Raw genomic sequence first — 17,856 nt, 5'->3', positions numbered from 1 at the left:
CTTTGATGGGAAGTCTTGAAAGCCGCCCGACGCAAGTCGGGCGGCTTTTTTCTTGCTCGGGCTTTCTCGAACAGGGATATCCCTTGGTCGGAGTTCTCCCGTGTCCGAAGCTGGCCCGGGTGTTGCATAGTCCGCGTTTTGACTTTGTGACGGATGGTTAACCATGGATTCCAAGCGCGTACTGATTCCTGTCGCCCTCGCGGCCTTTGTGCTGGCAGCCCCCACGCTGCATGCAAAGACTTTCAAGTGGACGAGCGCGAGCGACATCCCGACGCTCGATATCCATTCGCAGAACAACGCACTGGGCAATGGCGTGCACGCGGCCATCTACGACTCGTTGGTCTACTACAACAGCAAGACCTTCAAACCGGAGCCCCAACTCGCGTCCAGCTGGAAGCTCGTGACGCCCACCCAGATGCGCTTTACCTTGCGCAGCGGCGTCAAGTTCAGCGACGGCTCGGCGCTGACGGCCGAGGACGTGGTGTATTCGCTGACTCGCGCGATGTCCAAGACCTCGAACTACGCGGTCTACACCCAGGGCATCGACAAGGTAGTCAAGATCGATGCGAATACGGTCGACGTCCTGCTCAAGGGCCCCAATCCCGTGCTGCTGAATCAGCTGACGGAGCTTCGCATCATGAGCAAGGCCTGGGCGGAGAAGAACAAGTCAGTCGAGCCGAAGGACATCAAGACGCCTGAGGAAAGCTACGCCCACCGGAACGCCATGGGCACGGGGCCGTACATGGTCAAAGAATGGCAGCCGGACCAACGCCTCGTGCTCGTGCCGAACCCCAACTACTGGGGCAAGAACGACACCAACGTGACGGAAGTGGTCTACAGCCCGATCAAGTCCGAGGCCACGCGTGTCGCGGCGCTGCTTTCGGGTGAGATCGACTTCGTGCTGGATCCGAGCCCGCAAGATCTGGGGCGCCTGCGCCAGAGCGGCAACCTGAAGGTCATCGATGGCGTTGAAAACCGTACCATCTTCTTCGGCATGGACCAGTTCCGCGACGAGTTGCCCGGCTCCAGCGTGAAGGGCAAGAACCCGCTGAAGGACCAGCGCGTGCGCAAGGCGCTTTACCAGGCGATCGACAGCGCTAGTCTCAATCGCGTGACGATGCGGGGCCTGAGCCAGCCTACCGGTGCGCTGGTGGCGCCGCAGGTCAACGGCTGGACCGAAGGCGTGCACAAGCGCCATCCTTACGATGTGGAGGCCGCCAAGAAGCTGCTGGCCGACGCGGGCTACCCGAATGGCTTCGAGGTGGACTTCGCATGCCCCAATAACCGCTACATCAACGACGAGGAAATCTGTCAGGCCGTGACCGCGATGTGGGCGCGCGTGGGCGTCAAGGCGAAGCTTCGCACGCTGCCGCTCGTGACCTATTTCCCGATGATCCAGCGCTACGAAGCCAGCATCTACATGCTGGGTTGGGGCGTGCCCACCTTTGATGCGCTCTACAGTCTGCAGTCGCTCACGCGTACCGTGGGCAGCGGGGGTGACGGCAACTACAACGTCGGCCGCTACAGCAATCCGAAGATGGACCAGATCATCGATCGCGTGAAGACGGAAACCGATCTCCCGGTGCGCGACCGCCTGCTGACAGAGGCGCTGCAGTTGCAGAACGACGACGTCTCCCACATTCCGCTGCACAACCAGATCATTCCCTGGGCCATGAAGAAGAACATCGACGTGATCCATCGCGCCGACAACCGCCTCGACTGGCGCGTCATCAAGGTGAACTGACGCGCTGCGAAGCGTTTGCTGCAGGCGCCTCGTTGCGCCTCTTTTTGGCTCGGCTTCGAGCAAGGCGCAACCCGGGGAACCACCTCTTGGGCACGCACCTTGCTCTGCTAGCATCGTTGAACACATGCTTTGCTGAATGATTGCTTTCGTACTGCGCCGCCTGATCCAGGCCGTGATTGTCATGATCACGGTCGCCTTCATCGCCTTCCTCCTTTTCCAGTACGTGGGCGACCCCGTGGTGTTCCTGCTCGGCCAGGACGCGACGCCCGAGCAGATTCGCGAACTGCGTGCCGGCCTCGGGCTCGACAAGCCCTTTTTCGTGCAGTTCTGGCATTTCCTCGTCAATGCCGCGCAAGGCGAATTCGGGCTGAGCCTGCGGCAGGGCAGCAAGGTCTCGCGATTGATCGGCGAGCGCTTCCCGGCCACCCTCGAACTGGCGCTGGCTGCGGCCTTCCTGGCCTTGCTGATCGGTATTCCGATGGGGGTTTACACGGCGCTGCGCCGCGGCACATTCATGAGCCAGGTGTTCATGACGATCTCCCTGCTCGGCGTCTCGCTGCCCACCTTCCTGATCGGCATCCTGCTGATCCTCGTCTTTGCGGTGCTGCTCGGCTGGTTCCCGAGCTTCGGTCGCGGAGAAACGGTGCAGATCGGCTGGTGGAGCACTGGCCTCCTGAGAGCCGACGGATGGCACCACATCGTGCTGCCGGCGGTCACACTCGCCATTTTCCAGCTCACGCTGATCATGCGGCTGGTGCGTGCCGAAATGCTCGAGGTGCTGCGCACCGACTACATCAAGTTCGCACGTGCCCGCGGCCTGTCGGATCGGGTCATCCATTTCGGCCACGCGCTCAAGAACACGCTGGTGCCGGTGATGACCATCACGGGCCTTCAACTGGGCGGGCTGATCGCGTTCGCGATCATCACCGAGTCCGTCTTCCAGTGGCCCGGCATGGGCTTGCTGTTCATCCAGGCCGTGACCTTTGCCGACATTCCCGTGATGGCCGCCTACCTGTGCCTGATCGCCCTGATCTTCGTCGTCATCAACCTGGTGGTCGATTTGCTCTACTTCGTGGTCGATCCGCGCCTGCGCATCGGCCGCGCGGGAGGCCACTGATGAGCGAGCTACGTCTGCAGGCGAACGGCAGGGCGTTCGCGCACATCGCGCGCTTCTATCCGGAGATCACCGCCTTCCGGCGCGACCTGCATGCGCATCCCGAACTCGGCTTCGAAGAGGTCTACACGGCCGGCCGCGTCCAGGAGGCGCTTCGGGCCTGCGGCGTCGACGAGATCCACCCCGGCATCGGCAAGACCGGCGTGGTCGGCGTGATTCGCGGCCGGTCTACGGCCAGCCGCCGCATGATCGGCCTGCGGGCCGACATGGATGCCTTGCCCATGCGCGAGGAAAACGACTTCGCCTGGGCGTCGGCCAAGCAGGGCCTGATGCATGGCTGCGGCCACGACGGCCACACGGCCATGCTGGTCGGCGCCGCGCGCTACCTCGCCGAAACCCGCGACTTCGACGGCACCGCGGTCCTGATCTTCCAGCCGGGCGAAGAAGGCTTTGCCGGCGCGCGCGCGATGATCGAAGACGGCCTGTTCGACCGTTTCCCCGTGCAGTCGGTCTATGCGATGCACAACTGGCCCGGCCTGCCCGCCGGCACGGTGGGCATCAACCGCGGCGCGATGATGGCAGCCGCCGATCGCATCACGATCGAAATCGCCGGCAAGGGCGGCCATGGCGCGCACGCCTACCTCACGGTCGATCCGGTGCTGGTATCCGCGCACATCATCACGGCGGTGCAGAGCATCGTGTCGCGCAACGTGCGCCCGATCGACGCGGCCGTGATCAGCATCTGCGCAGTCCAGGCCGGCGATCTCGGCGCCATGAGCGTGGTGCCGGGCAAGGCGATGCTGGTGGGCACCGTGCGGACCTTCAGCGCCAGGGTGCAGGCGCAGGTCGAGCAAAGGCTCGTGGAGCTGTGCGCCGCCGTCGCTTCCGGCTTCGGGGCCACGGCGCAGGTGAAGTTCGAACGCATCTATCCCGCCACCATCAACACGGCGCCCGAAGCCATGTTCGCCGGCGACGTCGCGCAGTCGCTGGTGGGCGCGCACAACGTCGAGCGCAACATGGAGCCCAGCATGGGCGCCGAAGATTTCTCCTTCATGCTGCAGAAGAAGGCGGGCGCCTACATGCGCATCGGGCAGGACGCCCGGGGCGGCGCTTTCTTGCACAACAGCAAGTACGATTTCAACGACGAGATCCTGCCGCTCGGTGCCGCATTGCATGCCGGCCTGATCGAGCAGGGCATGCCACTGGCCGCTGCCGGCAAACCCACCAAGAACAAAGTCGCCTCAACGGCGTACTGACCCTTTCAACCCGAGGAGTGCTTCTCATGAATCTGAAGAAACAACTGGCCGCAGCGGCCGTCCTGTCCGTGCTGAGCGCCCTGAGCCTGGTGGCCAGCGCACAGACCATCCGGATCGCGAACCAGGGCGACGCGCTCTCGCTCGATCCGCATTCGCTCAACGAATCGCTGCAGCTCTCGGTGACTTCCAATGTCTACGAGACCCTGGTCGGACGCAACAAGGACCTGAGCCTGGCGCCATTGCTCGCGACGTCGTGGAAGCAGAGCTCGCCGACCGTGTGGCGCTTCGAGTTGCGCAAGGGCGTGCAGTTCCACGACGGCACGCCGTTCACTGCCGACGACGTGGTGTTCAGCTTCCGTCGCGCTGCGGGCGAAGGCTCCGACATGAAGGCCCACGTGAGCGAGATCAAGGAAGTCCGCAAGGTCGGCGATTCGGCGATCGAGATCGAGACCATCGGTGCCTTTCCGATCCTGCCGGACGTGATCACGCAGATCATGATCATGAGCAAGAAGTGGTGCGAGACCAACCAGGCGGTCAACCCGGTCGATCGTCGCAAGGGCATCGAGAACACGGCCTCGTTCAAGGCCAACGGCACGGGCCCGTTCCGCGTGCGAGAGCGCCAGCCGAACGTGCGCAGCGTGTTCGTTCGCAACGGCACCTACTGGGGCAAGATCGAAGGCAACGCGCAGGAAATCATCTTCACGCCTATCGCCAACCCGGCGACGCGCGTCGCAGCGCTGGTCTCGGGCGAGGTCGACGTGATGGAGCCGGTGCCGGTCCAGGACGTGGCGCGCATCAACAGCAGCCCCAACGCCCGCGTGATCGCAGGACCCGAACTGCGCACCATCTTCCTGGGCATGGACCAGAAGCGCGACGAGTTGCAGTACTCCAGCGTGAAGGGCAAGAACCCGTTCAAGGACAAGCGCGTGCGCCAGGCCTTCTACCAGGCCATCGACATCAACGGCATCCAGCGCACGGTGATGCGCGGCGCCTCGCGCCCCACCGCGCTGATGGTCGGTCCCGGCGTCAACGGCTGGAACGCCGAGCAGGACAAGCGCCTGCCCTACGACACCGAGGCAGCCAAGAAGCTGTTGGCCGAGGCCGGTTACCCGAACGGCTTCGAGGTCACGATGAACTGTCCGAACGACCGTTACGTGAACGACGGCCAGATCTGCCAGAGCGTGGCCGCGAGCCTGGCGCGCATCGGCGTCAAGATCAATCTCGCCACCGAGACCAAGGGCACCTACTTCCCGAAGATCCTGCGCCGCGATACCAGCTTCTATCTGCTGGGATGGACGCCGACCACCTACGATGCGCACAACGCGCTGAGTTCGCTCACGGCCTGCCCCGACGAGAAGGGCACGGGGCAGTTCAACCTCGGCGCCTACTGCAATCCCAAGCTCGACGAGGTCACGAAGAAGATCCAGTCCGAAACCGACAAGGCCAAGCGCAACGAGCTGATCAAGGAGGCCTTCAAGATCCACGCCGACGACATCGGCCACCTTCCGCTGCACCAGCAGTCGCTCGCCTGGGGCGTGAGCAAGAAGGTCGAGCTCACGCAGCTGGCCGACAACTTCATGTTCTTCAAGTGGATGAGCATCAAGCCATAAAAAAATGACGGCCCCCCGGCTTGCCACTTCGTGTGCTTCGCCACCCCCGAGGGGGAGGCTCGGCCGCCGTGGGGCGGCCCGGCGGCGGCCTAGTCCGCGCCCCGCGGATTTCGCTTCCACCACCTGATGAAAAAAACCTTAGCCCTCTGGCTGGACAGTGATGTCGGCCACAGCTTCCGCAGCTCGCCGGTCGCGATGCTGGCCGCCGCAATCGCCTTCGTCTGCATCTTCTGCTCGGTGTTCGCCGGTTGGGTGTCGCCGCACAACCCCTTCGACCTGGCCGCGCTCGAGCTCGGGGATGCGCGCCTGCCGCCCGCCTGGGAGGCCGAAGGCACGCGCAAGTACCTGCTCGGCACCGACGACCAAGGCCGAGACATTCTCTCGGCGCTGATCTACGGCGCGCGCATCTCGCTGGTCGTCGGTCTCGTGTCCGTGATGCTCTCCGTCATCGTCGGCGTGCTGTTCGGGTTGCTCGCGGGCTTCTGGGGCGGCTGGCTGGATGCCTTCCTGATGCGGGTGTGCGACGTGATGTTGTCCTTCCCGCCGATCCTGGTCGCCTTGCTGATCGCCGGCGTCGGCCGTGCCATGTTTCCGAACGCGCACGATTCGGTGGCCTTCGGTGTTCTGATCATCTCGATCTCGCTCACCGGCTGGGTGCAGTATGCGCGCACCGTGCGCGGCTCCACGCTGGTCGAGCGCAACAAGGAGTACGTGCAGGCGGCTCGCGTGACCGGCGTGTCGCCCTGGCGCATCATGGTGCGCCACGTGCTGCCGAACGTGATGGGCCCGGTGCTGGTGCTGGCGACCATCCAGGTGGCCACGGCCATCATCACCGAAGCTACGCTGTCCTTCCTGGGCGTCGGCGTGCCGCCGACCTCGCCCTCGCTGGGCACGCTGATCCGCGTCGGCAACGACTACCTGTTCTCGGGCGAATGGTGGATCACGGTCTTCCCCGGCGCGATGCTGGTGCTCATCGCGCTCAGCGTGAACCTGCTGGGCGACTGGCTGCGCGATGCGCTCAACCCGCGCTTGCGCTGAAGAAGGTAGAGCACCGCACATGAGCCTGCTTCAAGTCAACCATCTGGTCGTCGAATTCCCGCACCGGCGCGGCACCCTGCGTGCGCTGGACGACATCTCCTTCGAGATCGCGCCCGGCGAGATCCTCGGCGTGGTCGGCGAATCCGGCGCCGGCAAGTCGCTCACCGGCGCGGCCATCATCGGCCTGCTCGAGCCCCCGGGGCGCATCGCCAGCGGCGAGATCCGGCTCGAAGGGCAGCGCATCGACAACCTCGACCACGAGGCCATGCGCCACATCCGCGGCCGCAAGATCGGCGCCATCTTCCAGGATCCGCTGACCTCGCTGAACCCGCTCTACACCATCGGGCGGCAGCTGATGGAGACCATCCGCACGCACCTGCCCGTGGGCGAGGACGAAGCGCGCCGGCGCGCCATCGGCCTCCTGCAGGACACCGGAATCCCGGGTGCCGCGCAGCGCATCGACCACTATCCGCACCAGTTCTCCGGCGGCATGCGCCAGCGCGTGGTGATCGCGCTCGCGCTGGCGGCGGAGCCGAAGCTGATCGTCGCCGACGAGCCCACCACCGCGCTGGACGTGTCGATCCAGGCACAGATCATTCAGCTGCTCAAGAAGATCTGCAAGGACCGCGGCGCGGCGGTGATGCTCATCACGCACGACATGGGCGTGATCGCCGAGACCTGCGACCGCGTTGCCGTGATGTATGCCGGGCGGATCGCTGAGGTCGGCCCGGTGCAGGAGGTGATCCACCAGCCCGCGCACCCCTATACCTCGGGCCTCATGGCCGCTATCCCCGACATGACGATGGACCGCGCGCGCCTCAACCAGATCGACGGCGCAATGCCCCGCCTCAATGCCATTCCGCGCGGATGCGCCTACAACCCGCGTTGCCCGCGCGTCTTCGACCGCTGCTTGGAGGAGCGGCCCGACCTGCTCAACGCTGGCGCGACCCGCGCTGCCTGCTGGCTGCACGCTGCGCACAGCGCGGCGCCGATCGACGGGATTGCCGCATGAGCCGCCGGGCCGTTCCCAAGGCGAATACCGCAGCGCGCAGCGCGGAGGTTACCCAATGAGCGCCACGATGAGCTCACTGGTCCAGGCGAACGATCTCGCCAAGAGTTTCGACGTCTCCCCGCCCTGGCTCAACCGCGTGCTCGAACGCAAGCCGCGGGTGCTGCTCAATGCCGTCGACGGCGTGAGCTTCTCCATCGAGCGCGGCAAGACGCTCGCGCTGGTCGGCGAATCGGGCTGCGGCAAGAGCACCGTCGCGCGCCTGCTGGTGGGCCTGTACGAGCCCACCCGCGGCGGCATGCACTTCGACGGCCAGGACGCGCATGCCGCCTTCAAGACCGCCGAGGGGCGCAAGCTGCGCCGGCGCATCCAGATGATTTTCCAGGACCCCTACGCGAGCCTGAACCCGCGCTGGATCGTCGAAGACATCGTCGGCGAGCCGCTGCGCGAGCACGAGATCCTCAAGGAAGGCCCGGCGCTCAAGGCGCGCGTGGGCGAGCTGCTGCAATCCGTCGGCCTGAGCCCGCTGGACATGGTCAAGTACCCGCACCAGTTCTCCGGCGGCCAGCGCCAGCGTATCTCGATCGCGCGCGCGCTCGCCACCCAGCCCGAATTCCTGGTGTGCGACGAGCCCACCTCGGCGCTGGACGTGAGCGTGCAGGCGCAGGTGCTCAACATCATGAAGGACCTGCAGCGCGAGCGCGGCCTGACCTACCTCTTCATCTCGCACAACCTGGCGGTGGTGCGCCACGTGGCCGACCAGGTCGGCGTGATGTACCTGGGCCGGCTGGTCGAAGTGGCGGACAAGAGCAAGCTCTTCAGCGAACCGCAGCACCCCTACACGCGCATGCTGCTGGAGGCGATCCCGAAGATGAAGCACGCGGGCGAGCGACGCACGCCGGTGCAGGGCGAGGTGCCCAATCCGCTCAATCCGCCCACGGGCTGCACCTTCCATCCGCGCTGTCCGCATGCCAACGCGCGCTGCAAGGCCGAGCGGCCGCCACTGCAGATGCTGCGCGGCGTGCAGGTGGCCTGCCACGCCGTAGAGGAAGGCCGGATCTAGCACCCCATTCCAGGAACACCGCGGATCCGGCTCCGCCGGGCCGCAGGTGTTGCCCCCTGCAAGGGGGTTGGCGAAGCGACACGAAGTGCGCGCAGCCTGGGGGTGGGCACTACTGTTCTTCGCTCCAGGCGAAGCCGTCGCGCGCGATCATCGCGCTCGATGCGCTCGGCCCCCAGGTACCCGCTGCGTAAGGGCGCGGCACGCCGTCCGAGGCCCAGCTGTCGATCAGCGGCTCGACCCAGCGCCATGCCTCTTCCTGCTCGTCGCTGCGCACGAACAGGTTGAGCCGGCCGTCGATCACGTCGAGCAGCAGCCGTTCGTAGGCACCCACGCGCTCGGCGCCAAAACGCTTGTCGAAATCCAGGTCCAGCTGCACCGGCGCGAGCTGCGGGCCGGCACGCCGGTTGCCGTTGCGCTGGCGGTTGTCCTGCGCCTGCGCAAGCATGTGCAGCTCCAGGCCGTCCTTGGGCTGCAGGTTGATCACCAGCTTGTTGACCGCGCTGGGCGGGGCGCGAAAAATCGCATGCGGCGTCGGCCTGAAGTTGACCTCGATGCGCGCGTCGCGCGACGCCAGCCGCTTGCCGGTGCGGATGTAGAGCGGCACGCCGGCCCACCGCCAGTTGGCGATCTCGGTGCGCAGCGCGACGAAGGTCTCGGTACGGCTTTCCGGATCGACGCCCGGCTCGTCCCGGTAGCCCGGCACGCGCTCGCCGTAGGCCGTGCCCGAGGTGTACTGCCCGCGGATCGCGTGCAGGCTGATCGACTCCGCAGTCCACGGCTTCAGCGCGCGCAGCACCTTCAGCTTCTCGTCGCGGATCGCGTCGGCATGGGCATTGATCGGCGGCTCCATGCCGATCGCGCAGACCAGTTGCAGCGCGTGGTTCTGCACCATGTCGCGCAGTGCGCCTGTCTGGTCGTAGAAGGCGCCACGCTTCTCGACGCCGAGGTCTTCGGCGATCGTGATCTGGATGTTTGCGATGTGCTCGCGGCGCCAGATCGGCTCGAACAGCGCGTTGCCGAAGCGCATCGCGAACAGGTTCTGCACCGAGGGCTTGCCCAGGTAGTGGTCGATGCGGAACACCTGGTGCTCGTCCAGCACCTTGCACACGGCCTTGTTGATGGCCCGGTTCGACGCCAGGTCGTGGCCCAGCGGCTTTTCGAGCACGACGCGCGTCTGCGGGCCGTTGAGTCCGGCCGCGGCGATCTGTTGCACCACCTGCGTGAAAAGCGCCGGCGCCGTCGCGAGATACATCACGACGGTGCCGGCGTCGCGGGTCTTCAGCAGGTCGGCGAGCTTGGCGTAGTCCTCGGCCTTCGACAGGTCCATGCGCAGGAAGTACAGCATCGAGGCGAACTTCTTGAACTCCTCGGGCGTCGGCCGCTTGGCGCCCTCGACTGCCTCGAAGCGCGACTGGATCAGCTCGCGGTACCCGTCGTCGGAAAGATCGTCGCGCGCCACGCCGATGATGCGGCCGTCTTCGGGCAGGCTGCCGTGCCGGAAGGCCTGGAACAACGCCGGCATCAGCTTGCGCCATGCAAGGTCGCCGGTACCGCCGAAGAGGACAAGATCGAAACTCATGGATTCATCCGTGTTGTCATGAAATGCCGAGCAGGAACGCCTGCCTGTGAATGGTAATGGACCGCTCGGGCCCCGAGGGCTTCGCGTAAGCTTCGAGCCGGCCCGCGGAGGTCTTTTTTCTTGGACTCGACGGTATGAAGAATGTGGTGTTCGATCTCGGCGCGGTGCTGCTGAGCTGGGAACCGGTGTCGCTGGTGCATGCGGAGTTCGTGCACCTGGCGCCCACGGCCGAGGCCGCGCATGCGCTTGCGCGCGAGATGTTCCATCACGAAGACTGGCTGGGTTTCGATCGCGGCACGCACAGCCTCGACGATGCCATCGGTCGGATGGCGCTGCGCCTTTCGCTGCCGCTCGACCGCCTCAACCAAGCGCTGGCGCCCATGGGCGAGCGCCTGGAGCCGATCGCCGTCACCGTCGATTTGCTCGATGGGCTGCGCGCGCGCCGCGATGCGGGCGAGAAGCTGCGGCTCTACTACCTCTCCAACATGCCGGCGCCCTATGCGCGCGTGCTCGAAGAGCGCCACGCCTTTTTCCGCTGGTTCGACGGCGGCATTTTTTCCGGCGACGTGCGCATCATCAAGCCCCAGCGCGAGATCTACGAACTGCTGGCCGCGCGCTACCGGCTCGCGGCTGCCGACACGGTCTTCATCGACGACTCGCTGCCCAACGTGCTGGCGGCGCGCGAACTCGGCTGGCAGGCCATCCATTGCGAAAGGCCCAGCGCCTTGCCGGCGCAGCTCGGGGCCTACCTGCCGATCAGCTCGACCTTGTCGACGTCGAAGCCCAGCGAGCGCGCGTAGTCGAGCTCGGCGTCGAGCGCGACGTCGTCCAGCCGCGGCGCGCGCGACAGCACCCAGAGGTACCTGCGGTCCGGCGTGCCGACCAGCGCGACCTGGTAGTCGCGGTCGAGCCTCAGGATCCAGTAGTCGCCCCAGACGGCGGGCAGCCAGGCGAGCCATTCGGGCGCGAAGCGGACCTCGAGCCGGCCGGCGCCCGGCTGGCCGGCCACCGGCGCCACGCGCGCCACGCCGATCGCTTCGTCGAAGCTGCCGTCTTCCAGGATGCAGCGGTTGCGAACCTCCATCTGGCCATCGCCCAGCAGCGTGTACTCGGCCGTCGCCGGGCCCGCGCACTGCTTCTGGAAGCGATTGGGCAGGCGAGCCTGTTCGTGCCACAGGCCGGCATAGCGCTGCAGGTCGACCGGCGCAACCACCTGGAGCGGCGCGCGCATCAGCGGCGCGCCGTCGGCGGGGCCCGCCACGCGTTCGGTGCGCGTCGCCCTGGCGGTCTGGAGCGCGAGCAGGGTCAGCACGCCGCCCACGCAAAAGGCCGTGGCCAAGGTACCGATCGACGCGCTGTGCGTGCGATCGTCGAATGCGGCGGGCGGTGGCGGTGCGTGGCGTCTGCGAAAAAGCATGGGAATTCCTCCGGCGGGCGATCAGCGAACGCTAGTCGCTGGCCTTGCCGGGGCCCGTCAGCCGAAGACCACACGGACTGTAGTTTTGCGGCGGGATAATGGCCGCATGAACCAACTCGATGCCCTCCGTCAATGGACCACCGTGGTGGCCGATACCGGCGATTTCCGCCAGCTGGCCCAGTTCAAGCCCCGGGACGCCACCACCAATCCCTCGCTGATCCTCAAGGCCGTGCAGAAGGCCGAGTACCGGCCGCTGCTCGATGAAGCGGTCAAGAAGCACGCCGGCCTGGCCGTCGACGAGGTGATCGACCGGCTGCTGGTTCGCTTCGGCACCGAAATCCTTTCGCTCATCCCGGGCCGCGTCTCGACCGAGGTCGATGCGCGCTTGAGCTTCGATACCGCCGCCACCGTCGAACGCGCCGAGCGCATCGTGGCGCTCTACCGGGCCGAGGACATCGAAGTCGAGAAGCGCGTGCTGATCAAGATCGCCGCCACCTGGGAAGGCATCGAGGCCGCGCGCCGGCTCGAGGCGAAGGGCATCCACACCAACCTGACCTTGCTGTTCTCGTTCGCCCAGGCGGTGGCTTGCGGCGCGGCGGGCGTGAAGCTGATCTCGCCCTTCGTCGGGCGCATCTACGACTGGCACAAGAAAACGGCCGGCGGCAGCTGGGACGAGGCGGCGCGTTCGGGCGCCAACGATCCGGGCGTGCAGTCGGTGCGCCAGATCTTCGACTACTACAAGAAGCACGGCATCGCGACCGAGGTAATGGGCGCGAGCTTCCGCAATGTGGGGCAGATCGCCGCGCTGGCAGGCTGCGATCTGCTGACCATCAGCCCCGAGCTGTTGGCCGAACTCGCCGCCAGCGAAGCGCCGCTCGCGCATGCGCTCGACGCCGAGGCCGCAAAGGCGCTCGACATTCCGCAGCTCAGGCTCGACGAGCCGGCCTTCCGCTTCGCCCTCAACGAGGACGCTATGGCCACCGAGAAGCTTGCCGAGGGCATTCGCGCCTTTGCGGCCGATGCGGTGAAGCTGGAGAAACTCATGGAGGAGGTTGCATGACGATGAAGACGCGCTGCGATCGCACGGCGGCCTGGGGCCGGCTGCAGGCGCACTACGATGCTGCCGGCCGCGGCTTCGACCTGCGGCAGGCTTTCGCCACCGATCCGCAGCGGTTCGGCACGTTCAGCCAGTCGGCGCCCCATCTTTTTGCCGACCTATCGAAGAACCTCATCGACACGGAGACCGAAGAACTGCTGCAGGCGCTCGCACAAGAGGCAGGCCTGGAAGCGCACCGCGATGCGATGTTCGCCGGCGAGCACATCAATGCCACCGAAGACCGCGCCGTGCTTCACACGCTGCTAAGAAGCCCGGCATCCGTGCCGGTGCCCGAGCGGCTCACGAGCGCGCTGGCCGATGTCCACGCCACGCTGGCCGCGATGCTGGCCTATGCCGATGACGTGCGGGCCGATCACACGATCACCGACGTGGTCAACATCGGCATCGGCGGCTCCGATCTCGGTCCGCAAATGGCGGTGCGCGCCCTCGACCAGTTCGTGGCGCCTGGCAAGCGCTTCCATTTCGTCTCCAACGTCGATGGCCACGAACTCGCGCGCGTGCTGCGCGACCTGGCACCCGAGCACACGCTGTTCCTGGTCGCCTCGAAAACCTTCACCACGGCCGAGACCATGGCCAATGCGCAATCGGCCAAACGCTGGTTCGAGCAGTCGGGCAGCGTCGACATCGCGCGCCATTTCGCGGCACTCACCACCAACGTCGAGGCCGCACGCGCCTTCGGCATCGAGACGAGCTTCGGCTTCTGGGACTGGGTGGGCGGCCGCTATTCGCTCTGGTCGGCCATCGGGCTGCCGATCGCGCTGGCCATCGGCGCCGACGGCTTCCGCCGCCTGCTCGCCGGCGCCCACGCGATGGACGAGCATTTCCGCACCGCCCCGCTGGCGCAGAACCTGCCGGTGCGCCTGGGCCTCCTCGATGTCTGGTACCGCAACTTCCATCGCTTCGCGAGCCGCAGCATCGCGCCGTACCACAGCGCGCTGCAACGGCTGCCGGCCTACCTGCAGCAACTCGAAATGGAGAGCAACGGCAAGCGTGTCGATGCCGGCGGCCAGGCGCTGCCTTTCGGCACCTCGCCCGTGCTGTGGGGCGAGCCCGGCACCAACGGGCAGCACGCGTATTTCCAGATGCTGCACCAGGGCACGGACGTGATCCCGCTGGAATTCATCGCCGTGCGCGATGCGGCACACGATCTCGAGGGACACCATCCCAAGCTGCTGGCCAACGCGCTCGCGCAAGCGCAGGCACTCATGGTCGGGCAGCGCGACGAGGGCGGGCACCGCAATTTCCCGGGCAACCGGCCGAGCAGCTTCTTCGTCTTCGAGCAGCTCACGCCCGAGTCGCTCGGCGCATTCCTCGCGCTCTACGAGCACCGGGTCTTCACCAGCGGCGCGCTCTGGGGCATCAATAGCTTCGATCAATGGGGCGTCGAGCTGGGCAAGGTGCTGGCGCGGGACATCGAACCGCGCCTGGCCTCGGGCGACACCCGCGGCCTCGACCCCTCCACGGCCGGCCTGCTCGCCCGCCTGCGCTAGCGAGAAGGTGTCACCAAAGCCGGTGAACCGCCCTTTATGATGGCCGCGGGAGTTTTCCCGGGGAACTATCGAGAGGAGTTGTTCGATGAATTTTCAACAAGCCATTCAGACTTGCTTCAGCAAGTACCTGGACTTTTCGGGGCGTGGATCGCGCTCTGAGTACTGGTGGTTCGTACTCGCCTACGTTATCGTGGCCGTCGTGGCGGGCCTCATCCACGAGATCGTCTATCTCGTGGTCATCCTCGCCTTCCTGCTGCCGCTGCTGTCGGCTGGCGCGCGCCGCCTGCACGACATCGGCAAGAGCGGCTGGTGGCTGCTGATCGGTCTGATTCCGCTGGTGGGCCTGGTGCTGTTGTACTTCATGGTCCAGCCCAGCCAGTCCGAGAGCAACGAGTACGGAGCGCCGCCGCTCGCCGCTGCCTGAGCCTGGCTTCGCAAACGTAAAAAAACCCCGCGGCTTGCGCTGCGGGGTTTTTCTATTTGGCCGGAGGCCGGGCAGGCATTACATGCCCATGCCGCCCATGCCACCCATGCCGCCCATGTCGGGCATGCCGCCGCCGCCGGCGCCGGACTCGTCCTTCGGTGCGTCGGCGACCATCGCTTCGGTCGTCAGCAGCAGGGAAGCGACCGATGCGGCGTTCTGCAGCGCGGTACGGGTCACCTTGGTCGGGTCCAGGATGCCCAGCTCGAGCATGTCGCCGTAGGTGTCGTTCTGGGCATTGAAGCCGTAGTTGCCCTTGCCGGCGTACACGGCATTGACCACCACGCTGGCTTCGCCGCCGGCATTGTTGACAATCTCGCGCAGCGGCGCTTCGATGGCCTTCAGCACCAGCTTGATGCCGGCGTCCTGGTCGGCGTTGTCGCCCTTGAGCTTGTCGCCCACGGCTTGCTTGGCGCGCAGCAGCGCCACGCCGCCGCCGGCCACCACGCCTTCTTCCACTGCAGCGCGGGTGGCGTGCAGGGCGTCTTCGACGCGGGCCTTCTTTTCCTTCATTTCGACTTCGGTGGCAGCGCCGACCTTGATCACGGCCACGCCGCCGGCCAGCTTGGCCACGCGCTCTTGCAGCTTCTCGCGGTCGTAGTCGGACGTGGCTTCCTCGATCTGCACGCGCACTTGCTTCACGCGGGCTTCGATGTCGCCTGCAGCGCCGGCGCCGTCGATGATGATGGTGTTTTCCTTGCCCACTTCGATGCGCTTGGCCTGGCCCAGGTCGGCCAGCGTCACCTTCTCGAGCGTCAGGCCCACTTCTTCAGCGATGACCTTGCCGCCCGTCAGGATGGCGATGTCTTCCAGCATGGCCTTGCGGCGGTCGCCGAAGCCCGGTGCCTTGACGGCCACGACCTTCAGGATGCCGCGGATGGTGTTGACCACCAGCGTCGCCAGGGCTTCGCCCTCGACTTCTTCGGCAATGATCAAGAGCGGACGGCCGGCCTTGGCGACTTGCTCCAGCGTGGGCAGCAGGTCGCGGATGTTGCTGATCTTCTTGTCGAACAGCAGCACGAAGGGGTTTTCCAGCAACGCCGACTGCTTCTCGGGGTTGTTGATGAAGTAGGGCGACAGGTAGCCGCGGTCGAATTGCATGCCTTCGACGACGTCGAGTTCGCTGTCAAGCGACTTGCCGTCTTCGACAGTGATCACGCCTTCCTTGCCGACCTTGTCCATCGCGTCGGCGATGAGCTTGCCGATGGTTTCGTCGCTGTTGGCCGAGATCGAGCCGACTTGCGCGATTTCCTTCGAGGTGGTGGTGGCCTTGGAAGCCTTCTTCAGCTCCTCGACCAGGGCGGTGACCGCCTTGTCGATGCCGCGCTTCAGGTCCATCGGGTTGATGCCGGCGGCTACGTACTTGAAGCCTTCGCGAACGATGGCTTGGGCCAGCACGGTCGCGGTGGTGGTGCCGTCGCCGGCATTGTCCGAAGTCTTGGAAGCCACTTCCTTCACGAGCTGGGCGCCCATGTTCTGGAGCTTGTCCTTGAGTTCGATTTCCTTCGCCACGGACACGCCGTCCTTGGTCACGGTCGGGGCGCCGAACGAGCGCTCGAGCACCACGTTGCGGCCCTTGGGGCCCAGGGTCACCTTGACGGCATTGGCCAGGATGTTGACACCCTCGACCATGCGTGCGCGGGCTTCACCGCCGAAGACTACGTCTTTTGCTGCCATTTTGATTACTCCAGATTCGGTTGAATTACTTCTCGACGACCGCGAACAGGTCGTCTTCCTTCATGACCAGCAGTTCGTCGCCATCGACCTTGACGGTCTGGCCGCTGTACTTGCCGAACAGGACGCGGTCGCCGATCTTGACGCTCATCGCGCCGAGTTCGCCCTTATCGTTCTTCTTGCCAGGGCCGACGGCCAGCACTTCGCCCTGGTCGGGCTTCTCGGCGGCGTTGTCGGGGATCACGATGCCCGAGGCGGTCTTGGTTTCGCTTTCAATGCGCTTGACGATCACGCGATCGTGCAAAGGACGAAGTTTCATTGCATCTCCTGGATAGAAACGGGGTTTGGTTCGGGCGCTGGCATGGTTGCCGGCTACCCAGTCACTGGAGGCGGGGGCTTGTTAGCACTCCTCTTCAGCGAGTGCTAATCATAAGGGCATTTGGCGGGGTTTCAAGGGCCCCCTCTGCGGAACGCTGTCGGTTGTCGGTTTTCAACTTACCTTGAATTTTTTGCACTTAGTTTGAACTTTCCCTACCCCGCCGCGCCGGCCCGGCGGGCGAAGCTGCCCGACACAGAAGAGGGGCGGCAGCAGCGGCAACTGCAGCCTAATTTGAGCGGGCGCTCACGCCCGCCGCCATTGGGAAGCAGGTGGGGGCGTACGGCGGACTGAGCGCCGACACCGACATTCAAGCGGCAGCTTCGACTTTGAGGCCTGCCGTCTTCCATTCAGGGAATCCGTCTTCCAAGCGACGGATTCAGTAGCCCTTCTTCCGCAGAGCCGCCACCGCTTCGAAAGACATGACGCGGTAGTGTCCGCGGCAATACGCGACGATCTCGCGACCGATGGGGAGCTCCGCTAGCCTGCGCTCGAGTTGTTCAATCGGGACATTGATCGCACCCGGCACGTGACCCAGCGCAAACTCACTTTCCGGGCGAACATCGAGCACGGTGACCGCGCCCTCCTTGAGCCTTTCCACCAATTCAGCTCTGGACACGGCTTCCAGCGAATCTCTCTGAAAGAAGTCGCGCATGACAGCCTGAACTTCGGCCACGTTGCGCTCGGCAACGCACCCCAGGGCCTTGAGCAAAGACACGATCTCCGCGTCGCCGGCCAGGCTGAGAAGACGCGCTTGCCCTGCCGATTCGCCTCAACCAAATGCACACGCCGCAACAACTGAAGGTGGCGCGACGCATTTGCGAGGGTCAGGTGCGTGGCCTCCGCGAGATCCTCGACGCTCCTGGCGCCTTGCGCCATCGCTTCAAC

The 17,856-nt window shown here is 65.6% G+C and carries 16 protein-coding genes and 1 pseudogene; 11 read left to right on the top strand and 6 right to left on the bottom strand.

What is annotated here, in order from left to right:
- Positions 1-163 precede the first annotated feature (163 nt).
- From EJI01_RS13325 to EJI01_RS13295, 7 genes are all read left to right on the top strand, one after another.
- Positions 164-1,744: an ABC transporter substrate-binding protein gene (locus tag EJI01_RS13325; protein ID WP_126837618.1), complete on the top strand. Its 1,581-nt coding sequence runs from the start codon at positions 164-166 to the stop codon at positions 1,742-1,744.
- A 136-nt stretch (positions 1,745-1,880) separates the two neighbouring features.
- Positions 1,881-2,861 (top strand): ABC transporter permease, encoded by a 981-nt coding sequence (locus EJI01_RS13320; protein WP_126837617.1) that lies wholly within the window; start codon positions 1,881-1,883, stop codon positions 2,859-2,861.
- Positions 2,861-4,114, top strand: a complete 1,254-nt coding sequence (locus EJI01_RS13315) for a M20 aminoacylase family protein (RefSeq protein WP_126837616.1) — start codon at positions 2,861-2,863, stop codon at positions 4,112-4,114. The genes EJI01_RS13320 and EJI01_RS13315 overlap by 1 nt, the downstream gene beginning before the upstream one ends.
- A 26-nt stretch (positions 4,115-4,140) precedes the next feature.
- Positions 4,141-5,724 carry an ABC transporter substrate-binding protein gene (locus EJI01_RS13310; protein WP_126837615.1) on the top strand — a complete coding sequence of 528 codons (1,584 nt, stop codon included), beginning with the start codon at positions 4,141-4,143 and terminating at the stop codon, positions 5,722-5,724.
- Positions 5,725-5,850: 126 nt separating this feature from the next.
- Positions 5,851-6,762 (top strand): ABC transporter permease, encoded by a 912-nt coding sequence (locus tag EJI01_RS13305; RefSeq protein ID WP_126837614.1) that lies wholly within the window; start codon positions 5,851-5,853, stop codon positions 6,760-6,762.
- A 19-nt stretch (positions 6,763-6,781) separates the two neighbouring features.
- Positions 6,782-7,774: an ABC transporter ATP-binding protein gene (locus EJI01_RS13300; protein WP_126837613.1), complete on the top strand. Its 993-nt coding sequence runs from the start codon at positions 6,782-6,784 to the stop codon at positions 7,772-7,774.
- 55 nt (positions 7,775-7,829) lie between these two features.
- On the top strand, positions 7,830-8,834 hold the full coding sequence (locus EJI01_RS13295; RefSeq protein ID WP_126837612.1) for an ABC transporter ATP-binding protein: 1,005 nt from the start codon (positions 7,830-7,832) through the stop codon (positions 8,832-8,834).
- A 109-nt stretch (positions 8,835-8,943) separates the two neighbouring features.
- Here the strand turns inward: EJI01_RS13295 and zwf are convergent, their stop codons facing one another.
- Positions 8,944-10,413, bottom strand: coding sequence for a glucose-6-phosphate dehydrogenase (gene zwf, locus EJI01_RS13290; RefSeq protein WP_126837611.1), 1,470 nt, complete (start codon positions 10,411-10,413; stop codon positions 8,944-8,946).
- 134 nt (positions 10,414-10,547) lie between these two features.
- Between zwf and EJI01_RS13285 the strand changes: the two genes are divergently transcribed.
- Entirely contained in the window at positions 10,548-11,213 is a 666-nt protein-coding gene (locus EJI01_RS13285) for an HAD-IA family hydrolase (RefSeq protein ID WP_126837610.1), read from the top strand.
- Here the strand turns inward: EJI01_RS13285 and EJI01_RS13280 are convergent.
- Positions 11,159-11,830, bottom strand: coding sequence for a lipocalin family protein (locus EJI01_RS13280; protein WP_126837609.1), 672 nt, complete (start codon positions 11,828-11,830; stop codon positions 11,159-11,161). The two genes, EJI01_RS13285 and EJI01_RS13280, sit on opposite strands and share 55 nt — an antisense overlap.
- Positions 11,831-11,936: 106 nt before the next feature.
- On the opposite strand from EJI01_RS13280, the gene tal reads away from it, so the two are divergent.
- The 3 genes from tal (at position 11,937) to EJI01_RS13265 (ending at position 14,861) form a co-directional block, all read left to right on the top strand.
- Positions 11,937-12,890, top strand: coding sequence for a transaldolase (gene tal, locus EJI01_RS13275; RefSeq protein WP_126837608.1), 954 nt, complete (start codon positions 11,937-11,939; stop codon positions 12,888-12,890).
- Positions 12,887-14,437 (top strand): glucose-6-phosphate isomerase, encoded by a 1,551-nt coding sequence (gene pgi / locus EJI01_RS13270; RefSeq protein ID WP_126837607.1) that lies wholly within the window; start codon positions 12,887-12,889, stop codon positions 14,435-14,437. The genes tal and pgi overlap by 4 nt, the downstream gene beginning before the upstream one ends.
- Before the next feature lie 85 nt (positions 14,438-14,522).
- Positions 14,523-14,861: a DUF805 domain-containing protein gene (locus tag EJI01_RS13265; RefSeq protein WP_126837606.1), complete on the top strand. Its 339-nt coding sequence runs from the start codon at positions 14,523-14,525 to the stop codon at positions 14,859-14,861.
- A 78-nt stretch (positions 14,862-14,939) separates the two neighbouring features.
- On the opposite strand, the gene groL is transcribed toward EJI01_RS13265, so the two are convergent.
- From groL to EJI01_RS29290, 4 genes and pseudogenes are all read right to left on the bottom strand, one after another.
- Positions 14,940-16,595, bottom strand: a complete 1,656-nt coding sequence (gene groL, locus EJI01_RS13260; protein ID WP_126837605.1) for a chaperonin GroEL — start codon at positions 16,593-16,595, stop codon at positions 14,940-14,942.
- Between the two features lie 25 nt (positions 16,596-16,620).
- Positions 16,621-16,911 (bottom strand): co-chaperone GroES, encoded by a 291-nt coding sequence (locus EJI01_RS13255; protein WP_126837604.1) that lies wholly within the window; start codon positions 16,909-16,911, stop codon positions 16,621-16,623.
- Positions 16,912-17,347: 436 nt separating this feature from the next.
- Positions 17,348-17,686: a rhodanese-like domain-containing protein gene (locus tag EJI01_RS29065; RefSeq protein ID WP_260602438.1), complete on the bottom strand. Its 339-nt coding sequence runs from the start codon at positions 17,684-17,686 to the stop codon at positions 17,348-17,350.
- A gap of 113 nt (positions 17,687-17,799) precedes the next feature.
- A pseudogene (locus EJI01_RS29290) lies at positions 17,800-17,847 on the bottom strand (hypothetical protein); the annotation flags it as partial.
- Positions 17,848-17,856: the final 9 nt, after the last annotated feature.

The organism is Variovorax sp. MHTC-1 (assembly GCF_003984645.1).
Taxonomy (GTDB): Bacteria; Pseudomonadota; Gammaproteobacteria; order Burkholderiales; family Burkholderiaceae_C; genus Variovorax.
The sequence above is the reverse complement of the archived record's forward strand: the minus strand, read 5'-3'. Positions and strand labels throughout refer to the sequence as shown.